The organism is Novosphingobium taihuense (assembly GCF_007830315.1).
Classification (GTDB): Bacteria; Pseudomonadota; Alphaproteobacteria; order Sphingomonadales; family Sphingomonadaceae; genus Novosphingobium; species Novosphingobium taihuense.
This window is the reverse complement of sequence record NZ_VLKJ01000016.1, coordinates 19,352-42,732: the sequence shown is the minus strand read 5'-3', so window position 1 is coordinate 42,732 and position 23,381 is coordinate 19,352. Positions and strand designations below refer to the sequence as shown.

At 57.0% G+C, this 23,381-nt stretch carries 16 protein-coding genes and 2 pseudogenes; 7 read left to right on the top strand and 11 right to left on the bottom strand.

The features are described from left to right. Window positions 1–205: 205 nt before the first annotated feature. Genes IQ25_RS19455 through IQ25_RS19445 form a run of 3 tightly spaced genes read left to right on the top strand, consistent with a single transcriptional unit; the run spans window position 206 to window position 4,772 of the window. On the top strand, window positions 206–2,296 hold the full coding sequence (locus tag IQ25_RS19455) for a hypothetical protein (RefSeq protein ID WP_144907945.1): 2,091 nt from the start codon (window positions 206–208) through the stop codon (window positions 2,294–2,296). Then, window positions 2,293–4,242, top strand: a complete 1,950-nt coding sequence (locus tag IQ25_RS19450; RefSeq protein WP_144907944.1) for a P-loop NTPase family protein — start codon at window positions 2,293–2,295, stop codon at window positions 4,240–4,242. Before IQ25_RS19455 ends, IQ25_RS19450 begins: the two co-directional genes overlap by 4 nt. Then, entirely contained in the window at window positions 4,239–4,772 is a 534-nt protein-coding gene (locus IQ25_RS19445; RefSeq protein ID WP_144907943.1) for a hypothetical protein, read from the top strand. The genes IQ25_RS19450 and IQ25_RS19445 overlap by 4 nt, the downstream gene beginning before the upstream one ends. A 263-nt stretch (window positions 4,773–5,035) precedes the next feature. On the opposite strand, the gene IQ25_RS19440 is transcribed toward IQ25_RS19445, so the two are convergent. The 3 genes from IQ25_RS19440 to IQ25_RS19430 are packed head-to-tail and all read right to left on the bottom strand — an operon-like array spanning window position 5,036 to window position 7,387. Continuing rightward, a complete protein-coding gene (locus tag IQ25_RS19440; protein WP_144907942.1) occupies window positions 5,036–5,917 on the bottom strand; it encodes a DUF3883 domain-containing protein in 882 nt (293 codons plus the stop codon). After that, a complete protein-coding gene (locus tag IQ25_RS19435) occupies window positions 5,914–6,606 on the bottom strand; it encodes a HEPN domain-containing protein (RefSeq protein ID WP_144907941.1) in 693 nt (230 codons plus the stop codon). The genes IQ25_RS19440 and IQ25_RS19435 overlap by 4 nt, the downstream gene beginning before the upstream one ends. 40 nt (window positions 6,607–6,646) lie before the next feature. After that, window positions 6,647–7,387, bottom strand: coding sequence for a hypothetical protein (locus IQ25_RS19430; protein WP_144907940.1), 741 nt, complete (start codon window positions 7,385–7,387; stop codon window positions 6,647–6,649). Window positions 7,388–7,680: 293 nt separating this feature from the next. Between IQ25_RS19430 and IQ25_RS19425 the strand changes: the two genes are divergently transcribed. After that, on the top strand, window positions 7,681–8,103 hold the full coding sequence (locus tag IQ25_RS19425; RefSeq protein ID WP_144907939.1) for a hypothetical protein: 423 nt from the start codon (window positions 7,681–7,683) through the stop codon (window positions 8,101–8,103). Window positions 8,104–8,324: 221 nt separating this feature from the next. Here IQ25_RS19425 and IQ25_RS19420 read toward each other — a convergent pair whose 3' ends face one another. Together IQ25_RS19420 and IQ25_RS19415 are read right to left on the bottom strand one after the other, a co-directional pair. Beyond that, window positions 8,325–8,750 (bottom strand): helix-turn-helix transcriptional regulator, encoded by a 426-nt coding sequence (locus IQ25_RS19420; protein ID WP_158637806.1) that lies wholly within the window; start codon window positions 8,748–8,750, stop codon window positions 8,325–8,327. A gap of 13 nt (window positions 8,751–8,763) precedes the next feature. Continuing rightward, complete coding sequence (locus IQ25_RS19415) at window positions 8,764–9,120, bottom strand: hypothetical protein (RefSeq protein WP_144907937.1); 357 nt, start codon at window positions 9,118–9,120, stop codon at window positions 8,764–8,766. A 349-nt stretch (window positions 9,121–9,469) separates the two neighbouring features. Here IQ25_RS19415 and IQ25_RS19410 point away from each other — a divergent pair, with 349 nt between their 5' ends. Continuing rightward, window positions 9,470–12,370, top strand: coding sequence for a hypothetical protein (locus IQ25_RS19410; RefSeq protein ID WP_158637805.1), 2,901 nt, complete (start codon window positions 9,470–9,472; stop codon window positions 12,368–12,370). A gap of 156 nt (window positions 12,371–12,526) precedes the next feature. Here the strand turns inward: IQ25_RS19410 and IQ25_RS19405 are convergent. From IQ25_RS19405 to IQ25_RS19390, 3 genes and pseudogenes are all read right to left on the bottom strand, one after another. Beyond that, window positions 12,527–12,839: pseudogene (locus IQ25_RS19405) on the bottom strand (IS110 family transposase); the annotation flags it as partial. Window positions 12,840–14,369: 1,530 nt separating this feature from the next. Beyond that, complete coding sequence (locus tag IQ25_RS19395) at window positions 14,370–16,349, bottom strand: hypothetical protein (RefSeq protein WP_220094567.1); 1,980 nt, start codon at window positions 16,347–16,349, stop codon at window positions 14,370–14,372. Further along, a complete protein-coding gene (locus IQ25_RS19390; protein ID WP_144907934.1) occupies window positions 16,342–18,693 on the bottom strand; it encodes an ATP-binding protein in 2,352 nt (783 codons plus the stop codon). The genes IQ25_RS19395 and IQ25_RS19390 overlap by 8 nt, the downstream gene beginning before the upstream one ends. A 713-nt stretch (window positions 18,694–19,406) precedes the next feature. On the opposite strand from IQ25_RS19390, the gene IQ25_RS19385 reads away from it, so the two are divergent. Beyond that, the gene (locus IQ25_RS19385; RefSeq protein ID WP_144907933.1) at window positions 19,407–19,805 is read left to right on the top strand and encodes a hypothetical protein; all 399 of its coding nucleotides are present in this window, start codon (window positions 19,407–19,409) and stop codon (window positions 19,803–19,805) included. A gap of 202 nt (window positions 19,806–20,007) precedes the next feature. Next, window positions 20,008–20,196, top strand: a pseudogene (locus IQ25_RS21390) (IS110 family transposase); the annotation flags it as partial. 469 nt (window positions 20,197–20,665) lie between these two features. On the opposite strand, the gene IQ25_RS19375 reads toward IQ25_RS21390, so the two are convergent. The 3 genes from IQ25_RS19375 to IQ25_RS19365 form a co-directional block, all read right to left on the bottom strand. After that, entirely contained in the window at window positions 20,666–20,968 is a 303-nt protein-coding gene (locus IQ25_RS19375; protein WP_144907932.1) for a type II toxin-antitoxin system RelE/ParE family toxin, read from the bottom strand. A gap of 2 nt (window positions 20,969–20,970) precedes the next feature. After that, the gene (locus IQ25_RS19370) at window positions 20,971–21,216 is read right to left on the bottom strand and encodes a type II toxin-antitoxin system ParD family antitoxin (protein WP_144907931.1); all 246 of its coding nucleotides are present in this window, start codon (window positions 21,214–21,216) and stop codon (window positions 20,971–20,973) included. 235 nt (window positions 21,217–21,451) lie between these two features. Further along, window positions 21,452–22,933: a DUF2779 domain-containing protein gene (locus tag IQ25_RS19365; RefSeq protein WP_144907930.1), complete on the bottom strand. Its 1,482-nt coding sequence runs from the start codon at window positions 22,931–22,933 to the stop codon at window positions 21,452–21,454. Window positions 22,934–23,381: the final 448 nt, after the last annotated feature.

Below are 23,381 nucleotides of genomic sequence, written 5' to 3'. Positions count from 1 at the left end.
AGTTGACATTTTGGGAACAGGTTCTGGAAAATCTGCCTCACTTAGGGCATCGATGCTACCAATCTTACCGCGAATTTCTTGGAAATGCCCGTTCTGCAGAAACACTGGACAGTCGGGAAAGACTACCTCCGGGCGCGATGAGCTTCTAAATCGGATAAACGGATGTGGGGGTATGTTAGTGCAAACTGGGTCGCCTGAAGCCTACTTGGCCACTTTGGTACGTCGCCTTAAGACAGTCGATGCTGCGACTACCTATCTCGAAGAAGATGCACGCAGCAGCTTCAGAGATGATCTTCGTCGGGCACTGCGCGATTGCCAGATAACCAGTCTTTTATATGATCATATGGTGATCGCAGTGGCCGGCGACCAAGGCGCCGGCAAGACCCGACTGATGCGGCTGCTCTATGATCTGGATACGACCTGGCTCGGTGATAATGCTGGTCGAGGTGAGTACCTGCCGGTTCTGGTGCTGGAGGATCCGAGCAAAGGTGAGGTGCATGGCTGCATCTACCGCTGGAACGATGAGACCGATCCAGGAGAGCCGCGCGGTGAGCCGGTCTGCGCAGAGAGATTCCAACAGGCGGTACGGAGCTGGACAGGGGACGTACTGGAACTTCCGGTTTTACGCGTACCAACACGGTACTTTGGAGGGCAGAAGAATCACGGTTTCTTGCTGCTTCCTGGTTACGAGAAAATCACCGCAAGTAACCGGCCTTGGCAGGAATTTATGCGACTTGCTTTAGTTGCCTCCAGCGCCTGCATCTTAGTCACGAATGGCGGACTGTTAGCTCAAGAGCAAGACGCAATCAGGACAGACCTCCAGAAGAACCAGCTTTCTGGGGTGCAGCCTGTTATTGCAATCACCGGCACTGAGACGCTGCCAGTTGACCGGCAGGAGCAATTGCGCGCGACCGCTGCAGAACGCTTTCAGGTCCCGCTTAGCGGGGTCATCTGCACCGGCATCGGTGATCAGGACTATCAGGAGTCAATCCGAACTTCCATCCTAGACGCCCTGAACAGGCAAGGCGGCGCTGGTTTGGGGGCGCGTCAGCGGCAGCTGGAGGATCTGGAAGAACTGAGCCTTCAGATCGGCACGGTGGTGAGTGAGGCTCGACAGGCTGTCCGCAGCAGCCGAGACGCTCAACCTGAGAACGAGGAAATGAGGCTCGAGATCATGGAGGCGCTTGAAAACTCTATTGAGATAACTCGGGGCGACTACAAGCGCAATCTGGAACAGAAGCTCAACAGTGTGGAGCGGCAGGCTCTGGCGATCGCCAGAAGGGACTTCGACGAAACCGAAAGTGGTTGGGACGCCCGCTTGCGCGATGCGAGAGACTTCGTTGCCCTGAAATTCGGCGGAGCGGAGGACCGAATGTACGCCCGTCTGCAATCAGCTGTCGATCAAAGCGGGGGCGGCGCAGCTTTCGCCGCAACGCATGCCACGGTGTTGGCGGATCTATCTCGGCAACAGCTCGATCTTCCAGAGCCGTCCGAAAGCCTGAGTGCAACAACTGCTGAAGATAAAGGCACGGCAGGGGAGCCCACAGTCGTCCGCCAGCAGGCAGCACCGACGGGTCCCCAGAGGTCCCTCAAGGCACTGCAACGCATCCTGTCGCACCGTCGCGATCACGAGAGCCCCCCGCTATGCGGGCAGGATGCGAAGGAACTGAAGCAGGCTGTTCGCCTGCTACCCGCAATCGCCACCAGCTACATGTCGCTCATGCAGAGCGCGGTTGCAGCCTCCACCGCACCAGGCGAAGTCCCCACCACGGACTTGCGCCAGATACTGCAGGATATCACGGACACCACGGTCGAGATGCACGGACTGACCAAGCCCCTGTTGAAAGCTGCAGCCGGCGTGCTGGCGATCGACGTGGCGGTAGATGGGGAGATTGATACCATTCCAGCCTTCGTCAATGCCATCTTGACCGTCTTGCAGGGGTCTAGCTCCGCCGCGGGTTCCTCCGCAACGGTCGCGGCGGGTTCTGTAAGTATGGCGCTTGGCGCGGCCGTGCTCACCTATGGCGTCATCTCAGCCTTGGAAAAGCAGCAAACTAAAGGGCGAGCGCACGTATCGGAGGCGATAAGAAGCGCCTTTCGTGAACAGAGAACTCAGCACTTGGCATATTTTGACGAAGTGATGTGCTGGATAAAGCGACGCGTCAGCGATCAAATGGAGGTCGTTCTTCGATTGGACGAAAGTCTTGGCCATCGCTTTCGGGCGACGCTTGCAATTGATGATCTGAGAAACGCGCAAACCAGTTTCTTGGATGAGATGCGCGGCCGCCCCGCATGACTGTGCCCGTATGGAACCGGCTGCATGGGGAGACCCTGGACTGGGCGATCCAAGCGAATGACGAATGGGTTGCCTCACTTTCCGAGGACCACGAGACGCTGCAGCGCAGTCCGGAGACCGTCGTTCTGTTATTCGGCCCGACGCAGGTTGGAAAGACGACGCTGCTTCTAAGCCTTCTGGGAATTGCGGATGGTCTTGCCTTCGATGCGGTCCAAAACGTTCTCCGTGGCGGACGGCAGCATGGAGAATCGTCGACGGCAACGCCGATGCGCTATGCCCGGTCTCTGGACGATCACTGGCGATGCCACAGACCGGATGGGCCGGGCCAAAGCGCTGATGAGATGCGAGCAGAACTTGCCAACATCCGAAGGCAGGTGGAGGACGGCAGTTGGCAGAGTACTGATCCAATCTCGCTGTACATTCCCGCCTGCTATTTCGCTGAGAGCGACCCATCGGTTCGAGTGGCCATTCTCGACCTGCCCGGCATAGCGGCGGCTAACCCGCAGGAGCGCGCATTGGTCGAACGGATCGCGCAACATCACCTCCCCACCGCTAGCCTAATTTTGCTGGTAAGCACCGCCAATCGGCTAGGCGTTTTTGAACCGGAAAAGCTTGGACAAGAACTGGAGCAACTCAAGGGCTGGGTCCGATCGCCTATCCGCTACCGTCTAGTAATTACTTACGCCTATTCACAAGACTCAGTTCGCCGCTGGCGCAAGAGCGAGATTGAGGCAGGTCGCACATGCGATCTCGACGCACTCCGGGGCTTCTTCAACCGGGAAATTGCCCATTTCGAGCTAAAGATGCCTGCTGATCTGCCCGACCGGATCTATCCGCTAGAGCTCGGCGACAGCTGGGCTGGTATGGCACTGAACGGTGGCGACCATCACCGCTGGTCCACACGGGTGCAGGCGTCTGCGCGGCAGGCGCTGACGGCAGACATCCGTCGATCATGTGAAGGTGAACGGCGGCTACGGATCAGCAAGGAAGTGCGCGAACAGGTTTATTGGCGGCAGGAAGATCTGTGGCACCAATGGCGGCACAATCGGCGCGCATCGCGTATGGCAGCCAGCAAATGCCAAGATGCCATCACAGCGGTGGAGGCCCGCAAGGCCAGATGGCACAAATGGTACCTGCGCTATGATAAGAGGCTAAGCAGGTTGGATGCTATCGAAGCCCTAGTTGTGGACCAGGTCCGCAGTTTGCTGGGTGATGCAAGTGTCGCGTCACATACAATCTCGCCATCGCCTGGTGTCCAGCAGCAGCAGTTGCTGCACGGTTGCGAACCAATCAAGCCGACGGTCAACGCCCTGCAGGAATGGCTGGTGACCGATCAGGCGAAGCTATTCGACGTTTGCGACCGCCTCACCGAATGGTTCAACGAGAAGACGAGCCTTCAAAACAAACCGTTGCTTCCGCCGCATTGTGCCCAAGTTGCAGATATCCGCAAGCTGCTGAACGCGTATCGCATGGATGCGTACTGGACTTGGATCACGAACCAGTTCGAATCTGACAGTACTGCGCTGGCGGACGCTGCCGCTGCACAAAGGAAGGCAATGCAGGATCATCTGTCGAAACAACTACGCGAGCGGCTGCAGGATGCACGGGATACACCCAGGGTACGGCGCAGGATTGCCGCCCAGCAGCGTGACCAATGCAATATCGATATTGCAAAGTTAAGAGCACAGCAGGCGCATATTCGCGAAGAGCGGAAGCAGTCATGGGAACTGCACCTGAGTAGGATGCGGCCTATCAGGCATGACCTCAAGCGCGTCGCTGATTTTGAAAGCCACATGACTAACGCGCATGTACGCGAGTCGAAACGAGTGTCCAGCATGGTGCGCGATGCGGTGCGTGTCGGGCAGCCGGCGCTCGCCCTTGCGCGGTTGTGCCAGATGCGCCTGACAAGAAACATCTACCGCAAATACTGCACAGGTGCGGCATGACCCAGACTGATATGGAAGCAGAAGTAGCTGATCTTTCCGATCTTCTGGAGGGGCTGATTTCGAAGCCGGTAAAGGATGAGCTGGCGGTACATTTCGAAGAGGTGGCGAGTTGCTTTGATCGGCAGCGCAAACGCTTTGCCGCCCAAGTCGCCGAGGTTCAGGATGTTACCACGACCGAGGCAAAGCGCTTGCGCAGCAAGCTAAATGGGATCGAGACAGCACTCGATCAGCTTTCCGCCCAAGCTGCTGATGACGTGGCCGTTGACCGAAACCAGGCCGCAAAGCAATTCGAGGTACTGCAGGGCCAGTTTGCTGCAGTGCTCGACCGCGTGGTCGTTTTGGCAGGCGAACAGCAGGCGTGGCGCGAGGATGTACGCCTCGCGATGGAGACGGCCGCTATCCGGCAGCTTTCGCAAATGGAACAGGAAGAGTCTGCACGTCGCAGGCAGACGCGCACTTTAGCACTTTTAGTGCCTTTCGCCGGCCTGTTAGGGGCAGGAGCGGTAGAGCTGCTGCATCTGTTCGCCTGAAGCAGGAGCAGGGTTCGGTCTGATCGGGCTGAGCGGCAGATTGGGTCTCGACCAGACGGCGGTCGGAGTTGAAATCAATAACCGGGTTTGATCGGCATCCACCGTTGCTGCCCCCTCGTTTGGACGGCCGTTTACGCGATCCGTAAGCCGCCCTTCCAGTCTGCCCACAACACCAGTCTGAATGACTTACTCAAACGAATTGCATGGGAAAGGACTGACCGGGTCACAGAGCTTCTCGTCGGCGCAACAAGAGGTCAGCTGCGTCAGGCAGGTAAAAAATTTAGACTGGCAAGAAAGCTTGTCGGCGTGAGCTCTGCGTGTGCCGACAATGGCGGACGCAGAGCGAATGCCTTGGGTTCGCGCGCGAAGTTCCAGAGCCTCACCAAGTGCCAATCATTTGCCCGTGCCTCTGCTATCGCAATCTCATTGGCCGAGATGTGAAAAGGCGTGCGCTCCCAGCCATTGGTGGTCTTGACCTCTAAGAGCCTTTCTCGTCCATCAGGCTCAAAGCTTAAGATATCATACCCGTACCCATCGCCGTCCTGTTCAGACGTCCACCGTACCTTGTCTGCCAAGTCTTCACGGCCGGCGTGCGTGAGACTCGTACGCTCATGGTGCAGGACAAGTGCCTCACCTGCTTTCCCAAGCGCACGGTTTCTGGCGTCGCGTGCCGCCACATCCCACTTCCGGCCGAAAGTCTCGAGCACTCTTGGATCAACCGGAGGTGGTTCATTGCGCTGCGTGGGCGGAGGTCCGATCCACAGCGTCGGCAAGTCGCTCCGCAAGACTGCTTGTCCCTGCCCTTCCCCAACCTCGGCAACAACCGATGGCCTCCACCACTCCCGGGGTGCAAGCCAGTCGGGATGACTATCGAGCCATCGCCGCACGCCATCCACAAGCGCAGCCTGGAAATTCATTGCAGGCTTGTAGCCAGGAATCCAAGGCTGTCCGAAACCCAGCAGAACCGCGCTGATGTTCTGATGCTTAAACTCGATCGAACCCTTGCTCCGGCCGATCAATGCCTGCAGCGCCCGATTGTGATCAGCTTTCACGTATGGTCGCTCGGCGATGTCCAGCGCGAGCATCGCAAAGTAGTCCGCGACGATGAGGTCGATCTCGTGGTCGGTCCAGTCGCTACCGCTCATCCCTCGACCACCGGGTAATGCGGCATGGGCCACTCATGATCGGGATTGTCCATCATCAAGTCGATGAAGAGGGGAAGCAGGCAGGAGAGGATTGCGGCGCCGTCACGCACTTGCGCGCGGTTGACCGAGCTGTTCCAGGTCGCACCGCCGTGGATCAGCTGATTGCGCAGGACATAAAGCCTGCCGAAGACGATCGAGAGCAGGGTTGCCGTATCATGCCTGGCTAGAGCCGATCGGATCGCAATGTCTTCCCGGTCCATCCGGTCGCGCCAATCGGCAAAGCCGGCAATACCGTTGTGGTGCAGCCAGAAGGGCGCAAAAACATGGCGATTGCCAAGCAGGACACGGATTTCCTGCGCAAATCTCTGCCAAACCATGTTGTAAAGCCGGTGCTGTCCGTCAAATCCTACAAGAGTGACGAAGAAGCGCATGAACACGTCGCGCTCGCGCTGGCTCTCCTGCCCCAGCGCCAGCGATACGTCGCCAGCATAAGCGGCGTTGAAGCCAATCCACGACAGGAGGAAGCGGACATCGAGATCATCCTTCTCTTCCCCGGCACGCATCAGCCAAGAAAGTGCTCGGTGGACCCGCAGGGTGAGCGGCGTAGGAAACGCGTCACGAAGCCGCCGCTGCTTCTCTTTCAGCGCCTTGGGAAGCAAGAGATCGATCGGGGCAGCGCGCTTGTCCATCGCCTGAGGCTAACCGCAGAACTTCAAGAACAAAAGACTTTCAGGCACTTGTTCTGGTCGCAATGTGCGCGCGAAGAGCGACCAGTTCGTCGGCGAGTGCCTCATGATGCCGCGCTAGTTCGCGATCCGCGCTTTGCGCAAGTCTTTCGACATCCTCAACCAGACCGCGTATCGCCTCGTTACGCTTTGAACGAGAGGCCGTGGCGCAAAGCTTGGCGACGGTGTTGGCCAGTTGCGGGAGGTTGCGCTTCAGCATCGTCGAGAGCTCGATCAAGGACGGGTCGATCGTGTCCCCTTCTCCTAGCGCCAGCACCTGGGCGCATTTCCGCCTGGCCACCTTTACCCGCGCCCGTTGGCCGGGAGCAAGTTCCTCAATCGTTTGCCATGCCGCTCTCACATTTCTGTCGGTTTCCGGCGCGAAATCCTCGTCGCTTCCTGCCTCGTCAGGCTCACGCAACTCAGTGACTCTTGCCTTGCGAGGTCGAGGTTCAGTATCCACCGATCGGGTATCCGAGGGGAGATAGCGACGGGCTGCGTAAGCCATTGCCGAGACAAAGAAGGCAACCCCACAGATCGCGCCCGCAAGGTCGGCGTGGGAATAGCCCCACGCTTCCCCCAGATGCTGGATGACTATCGCGATCGCGAATGACGCCGCTGCAGCAAGACCAGCCACGAGCACGGCCGCAAGCAGCCAAAGTACAGCGGCCGCGATCATTGCAATCACGCCCAGTACGGCGATCACGATAATCACGGCAATGACCAGTCCGAGCACAATACCCAAGATCGCTTCCTTCCGTCCGAGCCCTATGCAACGCTACTGCGACAGATACGGTCGCATCCGAGAAACGTGGCTGGACAACGTTTTGTGCAGATGAAATGGAGGATGTGAAAGAGAGAACTGGAAGTTCTGAGGACGTAGGAGCCCCAGCGTGAGCGGCAATCATGATGGATGCTCATTCGAAGCGCTTTATCTTTTCCTCGGTTGCAAGCTACGTTCGTAAGTTCATCTTTTTAACCGTTACGAACAGTTGGTTTTTCATTAAATTGGTAACGTCTTGAATAGGAAGCGTGAGAATGAGCGATACGGTTCCAGTATTCATAGAATGGCCAAATTCTTTTGATCGGCGGCAGATTGTGCGGAAGCTTGATCAACTCGCGCTTTCCGCTGACGCCAAAATTTTAATGGGTGAACTGCTTGAAACGACGACCGAAGTGGCCGCGCGATTGTGCTATGTTGGCCGTTCGATCGTCGCTTTCGTTTTTGACCTGACCAAACGCTTTACCAACACAACCTTAGGGGTCTTGGTGGGAATGACTGTTACCGCCCTTGTTGGGTCCATTCCCCTACTGGGGATCGTGTTAAGTCCGCTCGTCGGTCCCCTTCTAGCTGCCTTTACGATCACTGCGGGGGCGCTTGCAGACATGCGCAATGGAACTATGGATCGGCAAATTGAGCTCTTTTCTGCCAAGCTAGATGCGGCCCTGAGCCGTGCGTGAGCAAGCCCCTCTCGAATGGCATGGCATCGATGGCACCGGCATTGATCAAGTCGTCACGAACCCGTGCTCCTCGCTGAACCTGCTCCGCTTCATATTCATCCGACTCCTTGAAGGGCCGGACGCTACTCAAACCTGGAGGAAATCTACGGGCTCAGACCAAGCCTTAAAGTAAGCTGAAAGGGTCACACGGAGGCCCCATCGCGACGTGTCAGGGGAAAGCGTCAGTCTGCCGCAATCGCCTGGATGATCCTTGCCAGCTTTTCAATCGATATTGGCCTCTTAAGATTGATAAGTGCTTCAACAGCCAGGCTGACACCACGAGGGAGGTTTCCTGAAAACCGCACGTCCGTTGATCCGTCCGATAACTGGTTGGACCAATAACCCACGCGTATTGGAGCGGCGGTCGGTCGCCGAAAAGCAATAGACAAATCGGCTCCCTCTAACTTGAGCGCCAAGCCAATTTTATGCCCAACCGCAGGCGAAACTGCTGTCTCACCTCTTAATATCCGGCTGATTGTGTAGCGGGGCAGCCCAGTCTCGCGAGCCAAATCGGACTGTGACCAGCCTCGCTTTGCCATCTCTGCTTTTATCAAGCTTCTGACCATATCCCGCTGATCACCGCGATCATCGATGACCTCGCTATCCATCAAAAGCCCTTCTCTACACTGCATCCTTCGACGCTATCCTCTGCTCTTCTCCCTCGCAATGCGCCATCAAAATATCAGTTGCTACGACGAGACTCTGTGCGGCTGTTTTGGTTTCGATTGATCCTGCCGAGCATTCAGCCAGCGCCATCTTAGCAAGCTGATTTACCACCCTCGAATAACGATAAAGGGTTGCCATGTCACAAGAGCCGAGGCTCTTATTCTGTAGCTTTTGTAGCGTGCGTATTAGCGTCAATGGCTGACCGCAGATTGCTAGCACATCGCAATAGCCCTCCCCCATCACGACTTCCGGAATTTGATGGGGAAACACGTCTGAATAGCGAATGAGTTGCAGTGCCTCGTCGGGACCCACGTTCGTCGAAACTCCTTTTGCGAGGCACATGGGCACATTTTGAATCGCACGTGACTCAGCCAAGAGCTATGCCAATTGCCTAAAACTCTTCATTTCCACAACGGCTTCAAAAACTTTTTTGTGCGCATGGTCAGTTGTTAGTCTAACGCCATGGGCGCGCAAAAATGCACTGGAAATCGGAGCAATTGCCGCAGATTTCCATCCAATCGGCCTTTCCTCTCACCATGGCTGGAACCGCGTTCCCAACCGGTTGAAACTGGAAAGTGACGCTCAAGCCACAAAATTGGCCGTTGCTTATCGTGCGGCGCACAGCGACAATTACATTCGTGAGCGCTATGGAGTGTGCGAAATGCGAAAGCCCAAGAACGACGGTAAAGTTTTTGTCCCGATTCTCGACAGGATTGCGCAGTTGAGGACGAAGCTTCTCGAAAAGAAGCCCAACTTGCGGATGCCGGCACTCGCGGGATCTAACTCAGCAGCGGATATCCATACTGTTGCGAAGTTGCTGTCGTGTCTGCCTTCCACCTTCTATCCTCGCGGCGGCCGTCCGGCAGCTGCCTTCGTCGCTATCGAGAACCTCGTTCATGAATTCGGCGTCATGAACCTACGAGATTTCAAGGATGCCGGCGGCTTGGCGGACGACATGATTGTTGGCGCGTACGTCGAGTGCCCATCACAAGCAGCCGTGGCTCGTTATCGCCAGTTCCTGATTGATAACGATCTTCGGGTACCGGAGAGTACGCGCTGTAAAGGCCAGATCTACGGTAGTTTGATTGCTCAGGAGATTGGCATCTGTCCTTCTCGCCTGGTTAGTACGGGGCCAAGCAGGGCCGCAGTCACAGCAATCGCTGACGAGATTGGCTTAATGAGCGCAAAGGACTATGTGAAAGCGCGCATGAGTATCGCGCCCATGGCCGGCTCGGTCGACGCCACAGCGCCATCACAAGCAGACTCTGCGGCGGGGCACGACACTGACAAGAAGTCTAAGCTCTTGGCTCACTTGAAGCTCCATCACATGGACAACCTGGCTCCGCTCCCGGCCTCCAATCGGAATATAAACCTGCCCGCATACCGATCCATTTTCCTTTCCGCTGACGTGCCGTTTAAAGGCCTCGGCGCGGAACACGAGCTTTGCGCAGTAATTGACGCAGCGGGGCTTGCGGTGGGTGTTGGTCCCGCTCGTGTGAAGCCGCTTCTGCCCAGCTTTAAGACCTTCGGTGACTTGATGTCTGCCGGGAAGCAGCACTTCCAACTTTTGCACGGTTGTGTCGCGCCTGCAAATCTTGGCCGTTTTGTTTGGGCTTTGAACACCGTCATGAAGGCTGTCGGCGCAACTTTGTCAATGCCAATTGACGATACCATGAGCACGATGCTCAACGACGTCGTGAGCCAATGTGCTGCCAATATCCATAACAAAAATACGAAGCAGCAGTTTCTTGCGGCTATGCGTGAATGGCAGCGAGTTTTCAAGTTCTCGCAGATTGCTGATGGCGGCTTGCCGGAAACGTTCGCCGGTGCCTTTGCAATTCTTTTCAAGCGTAGTGGCTACAAATCTGTGCGCGATCTTTGCCGCGCCGCCAAGATTAAGGATATGCAGCCCGAGGTGCAAAACTGGCTAAAGGGGCTGACTGCTCCCGCGAGCGCAGACGAAATGGTCATCCGAGCGATTGAGGCCGCCCTTGGCGCGGCCTCAAACACACTCATCTCCAGAGTAGGCTTTAACCGCGACTTTGAGCCTAACTACCATATTCCAGTCTCAAAGCGTCCGACAGCACTTCGTGGCAATGTTAAGCTTTGGGGGCTCGTTCGGCCGCTACTGCCTGCACACTTTTTGCATCTCCCAGAGTCCGAACGTGAACGTATCGGCGACTGTTATTTTGACGAATACACTAGGACCTCCGAGTACCGCGAAAAGCTTCGCAGTCGCAAAAAGTGGCGACTGCCTGCGCTCCCTGCCGATCTGCAAGCCGAATGGGACCAACTGGTTCGATACAAGACCGCAATCGTAGCTCCTCATCCGCGTGTCACTACTTGGCGCGCAGGCACAGTTGACCGTAATCTCAATGTGATGCTCGAATTTTTCAGCGTGCTCGTTCTACCTCTCGAAGAAGGCGGGCTCGCCCTAAAGCCTGGCCACCTGTGCTTAGCCATGGTCGGGGTGCCAGCCATCGTACAGCACTACTTCCAGTGGTTACGCGAACGGTCGCCTGATGGCATGCACACCGGCACCCGCACGATTATTGGTCTATTTGCCAATTTGACTGCAGAAGAGGCTGGCGAACAGCACGGCAATAAGGCGAAGCGTAAAGCCGCCGGGTATCTGCATTACCAAGCGAAGTTGACCGCTCGCCTAGCGCCAATTGCTGGCTTGGTCTCCGCTACAGACATCAGCTGGCTCCGCTCCGACGGATGGGCAAGTGCACTCAAGGAGACCAACGAGTATGTCTGGTCAGTTATGCACGAAACCGAGGATAGCTGGGTTTTCAGCCGTAACCCCTTCGCCGAGATCCTGCCAATTCTGCATTCAGCTCGCCCTATGGACGCGCTGATCGACCTTCTGCGGCAGCTCTACAATGCATTGCCGTCCGCTCGGTTGGTCACAGCACTTACTCGTGCAATGGCCATACGTCGTTTTGTTGGCAGTTTGATCTTGGTCCGCACGGCTCTCAGGCTCAAGAATGTTCGTGAACTTACTTACGACCCTGCTGGTAATGGAAAAATTCGCAAGGTCGAAGGGCATTGGGTAATTGAGATTCCTGCCAAAGAATTCAAGAACTCATCTGGGCGTTATTTCAGAGAGAATAAGGCTCGCGGCAATCCATCGCCTTCATACTTCTTCAAATTTCCAAAAGAAGACACGCCGATATTGGACGAGTACGCCTTTATCAGTCGCCCGACATTGTGTGGAGGTGTTGCCTTACCCCCTGTATTTTTTGTTACTGAAGGTGGGGGGAAGCTTGGTCTAGACGCCATTTCTCACGAAATGCGCGAGCATAGTTGGCAGTATCTTGTCTACCATGAAGCATCGCGCACCGGTATAAAGGGGCTTATGAGCTTCGGCGCTCACGCAATTAGGTCGATAACTGCCACACACATCCTTAAGGTCACCGGTGACCCGCTTATGGCGGCAAACGCCATCCAAGATAGTGTAGAGACTGTACTCCTTCATTACGCCCAGTTCTGCACCGCGGACAAACAGGAACTTGTTTCACGCTTTTTGGACAAGGACTTGGGAAGTGCTTATGGTTAGTCACTCTCCCACAAAATAAACAATATTAAACTTGGTGATTATTGACTATTTCTTCAACGATCTCACATCTGGCCGGAGTACCCTAAGGATATTCCGGCCAAATCTTCAATTAACGTCGAGGAGGTTGGTAATGCCGCAGGATCATGCCGACAGCATCGCCAAGTGCGCCAAACCGTCGGCATCATTGGCCTCTGTCTTGTTCGTAGCCATGTCGAACGCGGCCTTGGCATGGCGTAAATCTATGCAGATCGCCGGCAAACCTTATGCGGTCAGAGCGTGATAAAACCAAACGGCCAGTGGCCCGGTCTCGAAAACTGCACGCTTTACGCGAGGAGCGCGCTTGCGGATCAGGTCAGCAGGCAACTCTGGGTCTGAAACACACTTGCCGCGCCGAACGCGTTTACCGTTCTCACGAACCGATATCGAAGTGTCTTTTTTGAGAAACGTCGAGCCCGATATGCTGATCCACGGTCGTCCTCCATCTGATGCTTAGGCCCGGCCCAAAATCGTGAGCCAGTTCTTCGCCCTCTCGGGGGGGCAACCAACCTTCCAGGAATCTCGTGGCTATGGCCTCAGGCCGTCACCCCCGCGATTACGTCATGTTCGTGCGTTGGTCGGGACCGACCGCTGCAACGTTGGCCTGCTGACTGGCATATGCCGCCAACATAGCGGACGTCCGGGCGATTTGAAGCACGCAGCAAAAACGGTCGTTCATTTAGCTCCTGTAGCCCCGACTTTTAATGGTCAGGCGTCCGTCAGGATCAACGGCGGTGACTTTTTCTAAGGTCGACATTTCTGCCCACTCTCGCTGAGATATGTTCTTTGGTCGTGCGAAGCCGCTGAGCTTTCTCTGCTGATCGATGCCACCCGGTTTAGTTGGCGCTGGCTGTCGCGGTACATCCCTGCCGCCGCTTAAGCAGAGCCAATATCTCGTAGCACGCTTGAGCACAGCTTCCCGAAGATCGTCCGCCGTCGCGTACCTGAAAGGCGCAAGATCGATTTCCAATACTGACATATTCAGATCACGATAGGCTCGAATTTTGTTGGCTGGACAACCATGCGTAACCTTCACCTCGATAATCAATTCATGCCCTTTCAGGGAGCCCACAAGATCGGCCCTGAATCCTGCTATCCGTTCTTCCGTTCGCACGGGCGCGAGCTGCATGAATCGCGGGTGCAACGCCCCCCAAGCGTCAGGTCTTACGCTGGCGACGTACAGCCCGCCGGCCTCGTTTATCACTGCCTTGGCATAACGGTGTGCCTGAGTTTCGACCCCACCCGCGCAATCCGAGTCTGCTTGGTGAGCAAAGGACCACTCTCGCACCGATCCCTGGCGAGCAACAAGGCGGCTGTTGCACTCCCAACAAGTGCAATTGCACGCTAGTCCCCGCTCGACCTCATCGATCCAGCGTTCTGCGCCATCCTCACCGCGCGCTACCACAACCCGCGGTTGATGGCCGGGGCCTCCAATCAATTGACCAAGAGGGTTGAGGAGGCGGGTCATCTTGCTACCATAATCTCACTCTCGGTTTCCGGTGCAAGAAGAATGCAAGCGCCTCACGCCTTGAACCCGGACATTCGCGCTCAGTTTTGTCGTGATCGATCTCTGCCCTTCGTCCAGCTCCCGCTAGCAATGGCGGAAAGACTTGGCTTGAGACTTTGCAGTCATTCCCGCGTGAGGGGTTTAGCGACGGTTAATTGTCAATACCCGACTCTCAGCTAGCGCCGATCGGCCGGGCACTTTGACTGCAACTGGGCCGGGAATGGACTGGCAAATGTTCGCCGGCAATCTCGAGTTAGCTGCCGTTCGATCAACGCGCTTGCGACGATGAAAAGCCACAATCCTATTTGCTGATCCATCAGTAAAACACTTCCGTAGGCATCGTTGGCGGACGAACCAAATCGACCAATTGAAGCTATCGACTGAATTCCGGCGTCAGATGATCAATGAAAAGAGACGCGATGGTCCGAGCGCCGCGCCGCTGGTCATTCTTCCAGGTCATGTGTTTGTGGCCTCGGGCGGGCACATTCGCGCCGGAATATTGGCCTTCCTCATCACGTCCGCGATATGGCTGGTGAGACCAACCTCGCCAACGAGCTCGACGCCTTCACCCGGTTCGAGCGTCGCGAGTAGTTTCCGCAACATCTCGAGTCCCTGCGCGACTTCAAATCTCGTCCAGTGCCTTGCGGTTCCTGGCACAAGCACTCCCGCCGCGCTGACAGTCGCGCCGCGATGCATCTGGACTACCCAGGCGCGCTCACCATCATGAACCCACTCCAGCCGGACCGGGCCGAGCTCGGCAGCCGCCGCCGCATGTAGACGGTGTACATCATCCAGAACATTTGAAGGCAAGCGCTCGGCCTTGGCTGTTCCCTGCATGAATGCGTCGCCGGGCCCCGCCACACCCTCGGTCGCGATCTCACCCGTTCGAAGAACGATTGACGCTCCCGAATGCAGCGGAATCACACTTGCCTGTCCGATCATCGACGCGATTGCCTCTTGCTCGGGATCCTCTGATGCCATGATACGAAAGGGGTCGCTCCACCCGCGGGTCGTGGTGAACTTCCCGGGCATTTGTTCAATAGGCGCGGTGCGAAGCCAGATTTCCGCCGATCCGGTAGGCTGCCCGAAAACGAAGGGCGCGACGCGACGATTGATTACGGTGGTCCGAGGAACAGGCAGACCAATATGGTCGGCGACTAAGAGACCGAAGACCTTGTCGCCGATCATGCGGCTGAACTGGTTGGGCCATTGGATTGTCGGAGGCAGCCCTAGCCCTTCATGCTCCGCGATCTCCCAGCCGAGCGTATGCGTGTGGCGCCAGCCGCGTGGCTTCGGATGGATACTGAATTCGAGACGGGTGTTCTCGGGAACCGCCAGATCGGGCTCGAACCCGTAGACGGTGGCCAGCAGTCGCGATCCCCACCCAAGCGGCAGGGACGCGGTTCCAGGCTTCTCTACAGCGCGCGGGGTGTCGTCGGGCGCGAACTCTATCAGATTGCCAAGGATCACCCCCGAGACACCACCATCATGGATGTCCACGGTCTCGTTGATGATCGTGTTGAGCCCCTCAGCGGTCAATCGCGCCACCGCCGACACGACGGCATCGGTTGTCTTCAGCCCGTAAATAAATTCGCGGCTTAGCGGACTCTCGGGGGTGAAGCTTCGCACATTCACTGAACGGTCGGCACTGCGGGCCAGCAGCGCCTCGGCTGCTTCCCTGACACTGGAAAAGTCGCGATTTGGCACTTCGCCGAGTACGCGCGAGAACGCCTGTTTCGGCTTACCGCCCGCTGGTTCGTAGCTGACGAATTGCGCGACGTTGATCAACTCGGCCAGTCGGTCGAGCGAGGCGTCCTTGCGCGGCATGCCTCCGCCGGGAACGAAGACTATCGTCGGCAGCGTATCTTCGAGGCGCTGCGCCGTCGCGCGCAGGATCTCAGCAAGATAGGTGGGTACCGCGTCGAGCGCTTCGACCTCAGCCAGCGCCCGCCGGATCGCGGCGATGCCATCACGGGCCACAAGAGGTGTCCCATCAATCCGCGCCGTTGGCACCCCATCGAGATGGGCGCGGCAGAATTCAGTGGCACAACCGGCGCTGAACTCCCAGCCATCCATCAGCAGGATGCGGCTAGCGTGATCGGTGATGAAATGTTCCCACAGCTCCAGGTAATCTTGCTGCGACCAGTGACTGACGAAGAGGCTGGCTGGCTCAACTACCGGCTCGGAATGGCGAGAGCGGAGCAGCTCGGCGCTTCGCTTGAGCTGCTCTTCATTCGGTCCGATGACCTCCGCTTGGAGGGCGGCGTTAAATTCTTCCGAACCAGGCGATAACGCATGACCGTCGCGGCGCCACCAGTCGATGAAGCGACGGCCAGTGGTAATTGGCCCCGATAGATAGGCAACACGCTTGGAGCCGAAGGCGGCGTGCCAGACTTGACGAAGCGCGGCGAGGGGTTGGGACACGGGGTCAGTCACCCGGCTGCTCCATCCGCCTACGCAGATCAACCAGAAAGCTTTCGCATTTAGTGATGGGAGTATGGCTCTCGTATTTCTTCACCATCGCCTGCAAAGTATCCTTCCCATCCACCTCCTCCCACAGCTCCACCAGACCCGCGAACTCGTCGTCGGGGAAATCAGTCCAGTCGAAGGTATCGTCGCTCTCCTTGCCGACGCGCTTCAGATAAGAGCCAACAGTTGAGGGGGACCGCTCCGGCTTCGCCACCTCACTAGCGACGTCATCTGTCGTGGCGCTCTTGCCGCCCGCATCGTGGACGGCAGCTTTGATGTCGGAATAACCGTAGAACACCGTCTGCCGCAAAAGCTCTTCGGGCAAGGCAGCATCATCCTTCAAACCCATTTCCGTCTTTAGAATCGCCTTGCGGCGCTCCCGATCCGGCAAGGCAAGCAAATAGTGCTGATCGATCCGCCCCTTCCGCTGGATAGCCGGATCGATACGGTTTGCGTAGTTGGTCGCGATGATGAAGATCGACCGCCCGAGCTTATGCAGGTCGTTGATTTTAGTGAGCATCCCCGGCGTGAGGAATTGAAAGAGCGTATCCTGCTTGTCGTACCGCGCGCTGTCGCGATCCAGAAGGAACGTATCGATTTCATCGAAAAGAATGATGGTATCGAACTGCGCTTCAAGCGTCTGGAAAATCGCCTTGGCCCGAGCCTCCACATACGCCCCACCGCGTCCGAGAAAGTCGCTAACCGTGACGGTGATCATGCGCATTCCCAGCGCGTCTGCCAGATTCTCACCAACGGTGCTCTTCCCGGTCCCGGGGGGGCCGTACAACAACATCGAAGAGGCTTTCTCTTCTTCGTCAGCAGCCCAGGGCTGCAAGAATGAGGTACCGATCTTCCGATAAACCTGCTTCTCATCATCGGCACCAATCCGGGGCTCGAAAGCGCTAACGATCTCTTCCCACTTCTGGACGGCATCACCAAGTCGTTCCCGAGCGGGGCGATTTATCTTCAGGCCGGACAGCTGTAGCGTCCGGCCCGCAATGGCGCGATGGAGGAGCTCGCGATAGGCGAGCATGAATTCCGCAACCTGACTCGTGTCCCACAGGTGCACCAGTTCGGGATCATTGACGTGCTCGGAATGCCAGCCGGCGACTTGCCGGCTTTCACCCTTGAACTTGCTCTTTATCCCCGCCGCTTCCCGAACGGCCTGCTCTCCCACGGCGACGTTGGAGAATGTCGCGTCGAAGCGAACGGCCCGGGCCTGCAACCATTTCCAGAAGCGGCGGGCCATCGGGATGGTCCGAACGCTAAGCGGCTGAAAGTCCTTGCCGCAGTCCTTGATGGCGATTGAACGCATCAGCGACACGGCACCCTCGACGCTGACCGGAAGCATCGTCATGCCCTGGTGCGTGGCATAAATCGGGCGGCTTGGTCGCCAATGGGCACTCTCATCCTGCTTCGCCTCAAGCACATCCAGCACACGGTCGAAGAGACGATCATCGACCGCATTGGGAGCGATCAGGATCAGACCTTCAAGGCAGAAGATCAGCTCAGCAGGGTCGAAACGACTATCTGGAATGTCGCTGTATGATAGCTGCTCGTGCAGTGAAGACTCAAAGAAACGGCGATAATGACTGTCAAAATTCTCTGGTCGCTCTTTATTCTGCAGCTTGGAAAGCGCGATAACCGAACGAGCGATCCGCAGCGGGACGAAAGCGTTCATGAGTCTGTCGGGCTTCCTTCCCGGATCCGACGCGGGATCCTCGCCATCGTAAAGCGGCCGAACGCTCGGCAGGGCGCGGAGGAGAGCCTTTTCGTCCTCCTTTTCGACCACGGCGCTCCGGGGATCGAAGGTCGCGACTGCCCAAAGTTCCTGGATGGCTTCGTTGATCTTATGGTCAATCTCCGAGAACGACGGATCATCGACCTTGGCCATCGCGTCGAGAAGGTCTGCGAAATGGCTTAGTGTGACGGGGTCGTTCACGCCAAATGACCGCGACTTCAGTTTACCGCTGAGGTCCCCAACGAGCCTGCTGATTCCGAGCTTAAGGCTTGCGCGTATGTCATCTTTAGCAGCAAGTTTCAGCCGCGCCGGGCGACCACTCGCAAGACGCCCGCGGCTGCCGATGCGGGCAAGGGCGACCGCGATCATCGCCTGGGTCCCGTGCGAGACTCTGTCGTCTGCCGTGTTGCCTTCGGACTGACGATACAAATAGGGCCAGGCGCCCTTCTGATGCTGCGCGAGGATGAAGATGTTGGCCGTCCGCTCAAGCGTCTCCTCAAGCTGGCTTATATCGTCCACGTCCTGGTGGTAATCGCCCACTAGATAGTCTTCCAAAGTCTCGATCACCATGCTGCCCCGTTGCTGCCGTTTATCTCCGCTATCCTTAGAACGGACGACTTTGCAACCCACGTTCTGAGTGGGCGCGCCATTCGGACGAGATGAACGAACGACTGCTTAAGGCGCCGCAGCACTCGACCGCGAAGGATCGCTATAGGGAGCATTGCTCCCGGACGGCTTCGCGCCGAGCTGATGGCGGGTTTCGGCACCAAAGCTGCCGTTTGGACCGCGTCAGCCAACGGCTAATTCTGGTCGACTGCTGCCTGTGGCACCGCCGCATTCGAATGGCCGCTATCCTGTTTTCGCGGCCCTGAAGCTGCCTAACCGGATCGTCCGCAACCCCGGTCATTTCGGTCCAGCCTTCAGCCATCAAGGATGGGGATAGCTAAACCGCTTCGCCTTGCCATATTACCATTGCTGTGGAAGCTTCAATGGGGCGTCGGTCAGGCCCGGCGCAGAGGCGTGGAGATCTCTCCAGCGATAACTCAGTCAGTTTTTTGGCAGGGTGGTATGAGCGTATTGCCAGCCGGCTCTGCCGATTTTCGTATGCCAAGTGACTGGATTTGGTTAACACCCGGCGAGACCGGCGCCTCTGCTAGGAAAGGAGCGCCGTTAATGCCCTTACGTTTCGATCCACTGAAATTAACGGGGAGCCCTCGTATCGCGGCCAATCTCACCCCGTTTCCTGAACCAGCTCCGCCATCTGCCACGACTGGGAGGCCATCATGAAAGTGTGGATTAATCCCGAGCTTACGACTGAGAGGCTAAACCTACTCAACGACTTCCAAGATGTTGTCATCGAGGAGTTTGGCGGCGGCAACATTCTACCGGGATTGGTTGGTGTAATACCGGACGGGTTTTATACGGATGCAGACATGGACCGGCTGCTGACCCTCATCCAGATCCTCGAAGTGTTGATCGATTTGTGTGGCGATCGTTCTAGAGCCTTTCTCTGGCTGACAGGCAACGATTGCTTCCGAGCGATCGTCGGAAACGATCCCTACTTTTGCCTCGAAGACGGAGACGAGAGCGCTGCCTTTGTGATGCTTGGCTGGCTACAAATCATGCAGCGCTTCCGCCCGGCTGACCTTATCGCGCAGATGTTCCGGGCTTCCACAGAATGACAACTGCAGGTGCGTCTGTGAATTCAGACCGCTTCATCAGACACTGCGCGCCGCCGATCGTGGCACGACGGTCGAAGCGTAGGGCATTGGTGATTTTTGCCTTCCGAGATAGCTCGTCTGACGTGATGTCGTGGACGACCTCCGCACCAGCGTAGCTGTGCAATGATGTGGTCGTTGTAGGTCCACGTCTAGGAGTTGTTCCATGGAGCAGGAGGTTGTCACCGTCGGATTGGATCTGGCGAAGAATGTGTTTCAGGTTCATGCTATTGCCGCCGATGGCGCAGTGCTGATCCGGCGTAAGCTGCGCAGGACCGAGGTTATTCGGTTCTTCGCGAAATTGTCGCCTTACTTGGTCGGCATGGAGGCCTGCGCATCGGCGCATCACTGGAGCAGCTTAGTAGTGATGACGAACCGGTCAGACCGGGGGTTGGTGAAAGTCAGGGGGTCACAGCGCTTCGAGCGCGATGACGTGATTAGGGAGCCGACCTGCGGACTTCATCAGGGCCAGCAGCCATGCGGTGCTGCGCGAACAGGCCGAACACATGGATGCACCCGACCGAGGTCATCAATGCCAAAAGCTCTTGCGCTGCGGAGATCGTCCACGACATCACGTCACCGCCATTTGTCGACCACGTGGTAAACGGCCGCTTTGTCCCAGACCAAGTCCTTCACCTTTCCAAAAATCATGATGAACCAACCGCAGGAATCGATAACCCCAAACTTAAGCGCGAATGTCCGAGTTTAAGGCGCGAGCAAACATATCAGCGTCCGCAACGGAACGACCTAGTTAATCAGCAGGAAGAATGCCAAGTGGGTTGAATATCTCTGCGGATTAGCCGCCAGCGCTAAGCTCTCTGCGGCTAACCATCGTAATTTGAGGACATCCAATCTTCCCTGCTATGCCGGACACGCAAAACGATGACTTCGTCCTCAACTCCCACATCGTAAATCACCAGATGGGCCTTGTACGGATGTACGCGGACAGGCGGCGAGATTTCCTCCCGTAAGCGCGCAGCATGGGGATAGTTCGCGAGAAACGCGAAAATCGCGCTCAGCCCTTCGTGATAGGTATCGGCCTGAGGCAGTCCGAACTGCTCGATGCCTTCGAGAAAGATGGCTGTCAGATCGTCGGCTGCGGCGCGCGTTAAACGAAAGCGAGGCACGGTCAGGCTTGCAAGCCAGCCTGTCTGATCGCTCGCTTCCGGATATCCGCCATCGTCTCGTCGCTCAAATCGCTGGCGCGGGCCTCATCAACAAGGCGCTGCATCGCCGCGACTTTGTCAGCGCGTTCCTGGTCACGACGGATGAGATCGCGCACATAGTCGCTGGCATTGCTATACCGACCAGTGTCAGCTTGCGCTTCCACCCATTGCTTCATCGGATCGGGCAGTGAGATGTTCATCGTCGCCATGGCAACCTCCAAGGCTAGGAGTAGCGAATTTTGGCAAAGTTTGTCAACGAAGCTCCGCGATGACTTTGGGTCGCGTTACATGCGCGGAACGCAGAATTCGGCTGTGTCAAATGTTTAGGCAAAGGCGGCGGAGTGGCTGGAACTGACCCCCGCTTTCACTGAGGGAGCCTTACGTCGCCAAAAGCGTGACGCTCAAAAGAGCAGATGTCGCTTACTCGCTCCGCCCTGCGTTGATTCAGGTCGCTCCTTCAAGCTTCTGCTTGAGAACGACCATCGCCCAGGTGTCTCGCTCACAGTAGGCCCTCAGTCCTTCTGCCAATGCCCATCGCCTTTCTGCGGCACAGTCTGCCCTGATGGCTTCAAGGAATGCCTCCTGGGCTTCCCCGCCATCCTTCACCTCAAGTTCCGAGTAACCAAGGCCATGCGCAATTGTTGGAAGCACGGCTTTGATTGACCAGCTCCCGCGCTGGTCGCGATGATACCAGTGCGCCCTTGCTATCGGAAGAAGATCCACGGTCCGCTTAGCCATGTCGAGGAGCGCCTCTGCATGCGTAGGCACCGCTGCCGCCAGGTCCTTGAGGACAGAACGCTCGAAGCTCGCATTATAGGCAATTATCGCGCCCGTTCCCGGCAAGCTGGCCACCAGAGCTTCTGCACAAGCCTGACGAGGATCTCTACCATCAGCCTTTAGAAACTCGCTGTGGGCGATGGGGCCCCCTTCCCTCTCCTCAATGTGTAGAGAAAACTGGAAAGGGATCTGCTGATAGGGTCTTGTTCCGATCCATAGCGGCAAGGCCGGAGCGATAGTCTCAAAATCCAGGAACGCATGAGGTCTTGGCCAATCTGCCATAGCCTTGCGAGCGCCAACAGCATCGTGGAATGCGCGGTCGTTGCGCGTCGCATCGACAATTCGCGCCTGCAGTGGCCTGAGGTCACCGGCCTTGAGATCGAGCAAATTATCAATTCCTTTCGCGAGCCAAGCCTTGCCACCGCCGTTGGGAAGAACCGTGACTGGCCATTGCGGAGGGGGCGGTAAATGCCGACTGCAATGTGCTACGAATTCACAATCAAACGGGCTGCTGCAGTGGTCTCCTGGTTCTCGCACGGGTTCAGGACCGGCCAACACTGCCCGAGCGGCTTTAACTACTTCCGGCCTCCCCTGCGCGATCGAACGCGCCGACGGCAGCATCTCAGAATGGGTGAAAAGGCCCTCGTAATCCCCTGGGTTGGTCAAGACAAAGCTGTTGTCGATATGCGCAATTGCAGCACTTGTCAGATTGAGCCCGTTGGCCTCAACAACCCAGACTTGTGTGGCTATATCTCCGATGTGGTAGCCCTTCACTCGGGTCGAGCTCTTCACCTCTGCCATACGCCAGCCTTTCCGACCGTGCGGCAACAGAAGATCTGCCCTGATGAGGACGCCATCATGTTGGAAGGTCGCTTCGAAAATCGGACCGCGAAAGCCGTTGTTGAGCAACTCGCTTGTGGCTGTAACTGCAGCCGCCAAGTTGGGCTCGGCTTCAATCATCACGCCGTGGGGATAAAGTCTGCAGGCTGCTTCACCAACCTGATGCCCTGTCGTGAACCGCGCCTGCGCACCGGCATCCAGTTCAGCAAGGTCCGGCCTGTGAACGGTAAGCCAGAGCTTTCGCGGGCATTGTTCGAAGGAGGTGATGCGAGACTTTGAAAGTCCGTGTCGACGGGCGGTGTTGGTCATTGGCAGGTTTCTCGAAGTGGAGGAGAAGGGTGCAGTGTGAGGTCTGCATTGCCGGCACGACACAGACGGTCGTATTACTCGAAGACCCTAAGCAAGTACGGCCTCGAGATTGTATCCCTCTTCATCAAAGACATCATAAAAAGGCGCCCGCGCTTGCGCGGGGTGATTCCTGATTCAGAAGATTCTGATTCAGCGCGAACGAACTCGTTGAATCAAAACGATATTGCGGACCTTATCCTGACCATGCGGGGGCATTGCGCTGACCGGATGGGGGCGAACTCTGACCTGGTGGGGGAGCCAACCTGACCTTACGGGGGCTATCCTGACCTATTGGGGGAAGCCTTACCGATGAGCGATCCCAGGGACAATCGCCGCATTTCCTGTCAGATGATAGCGCATTTGAACCGTTCCATCTCTACGGCAGCGCAAATAGGTGAAACGCTGGATT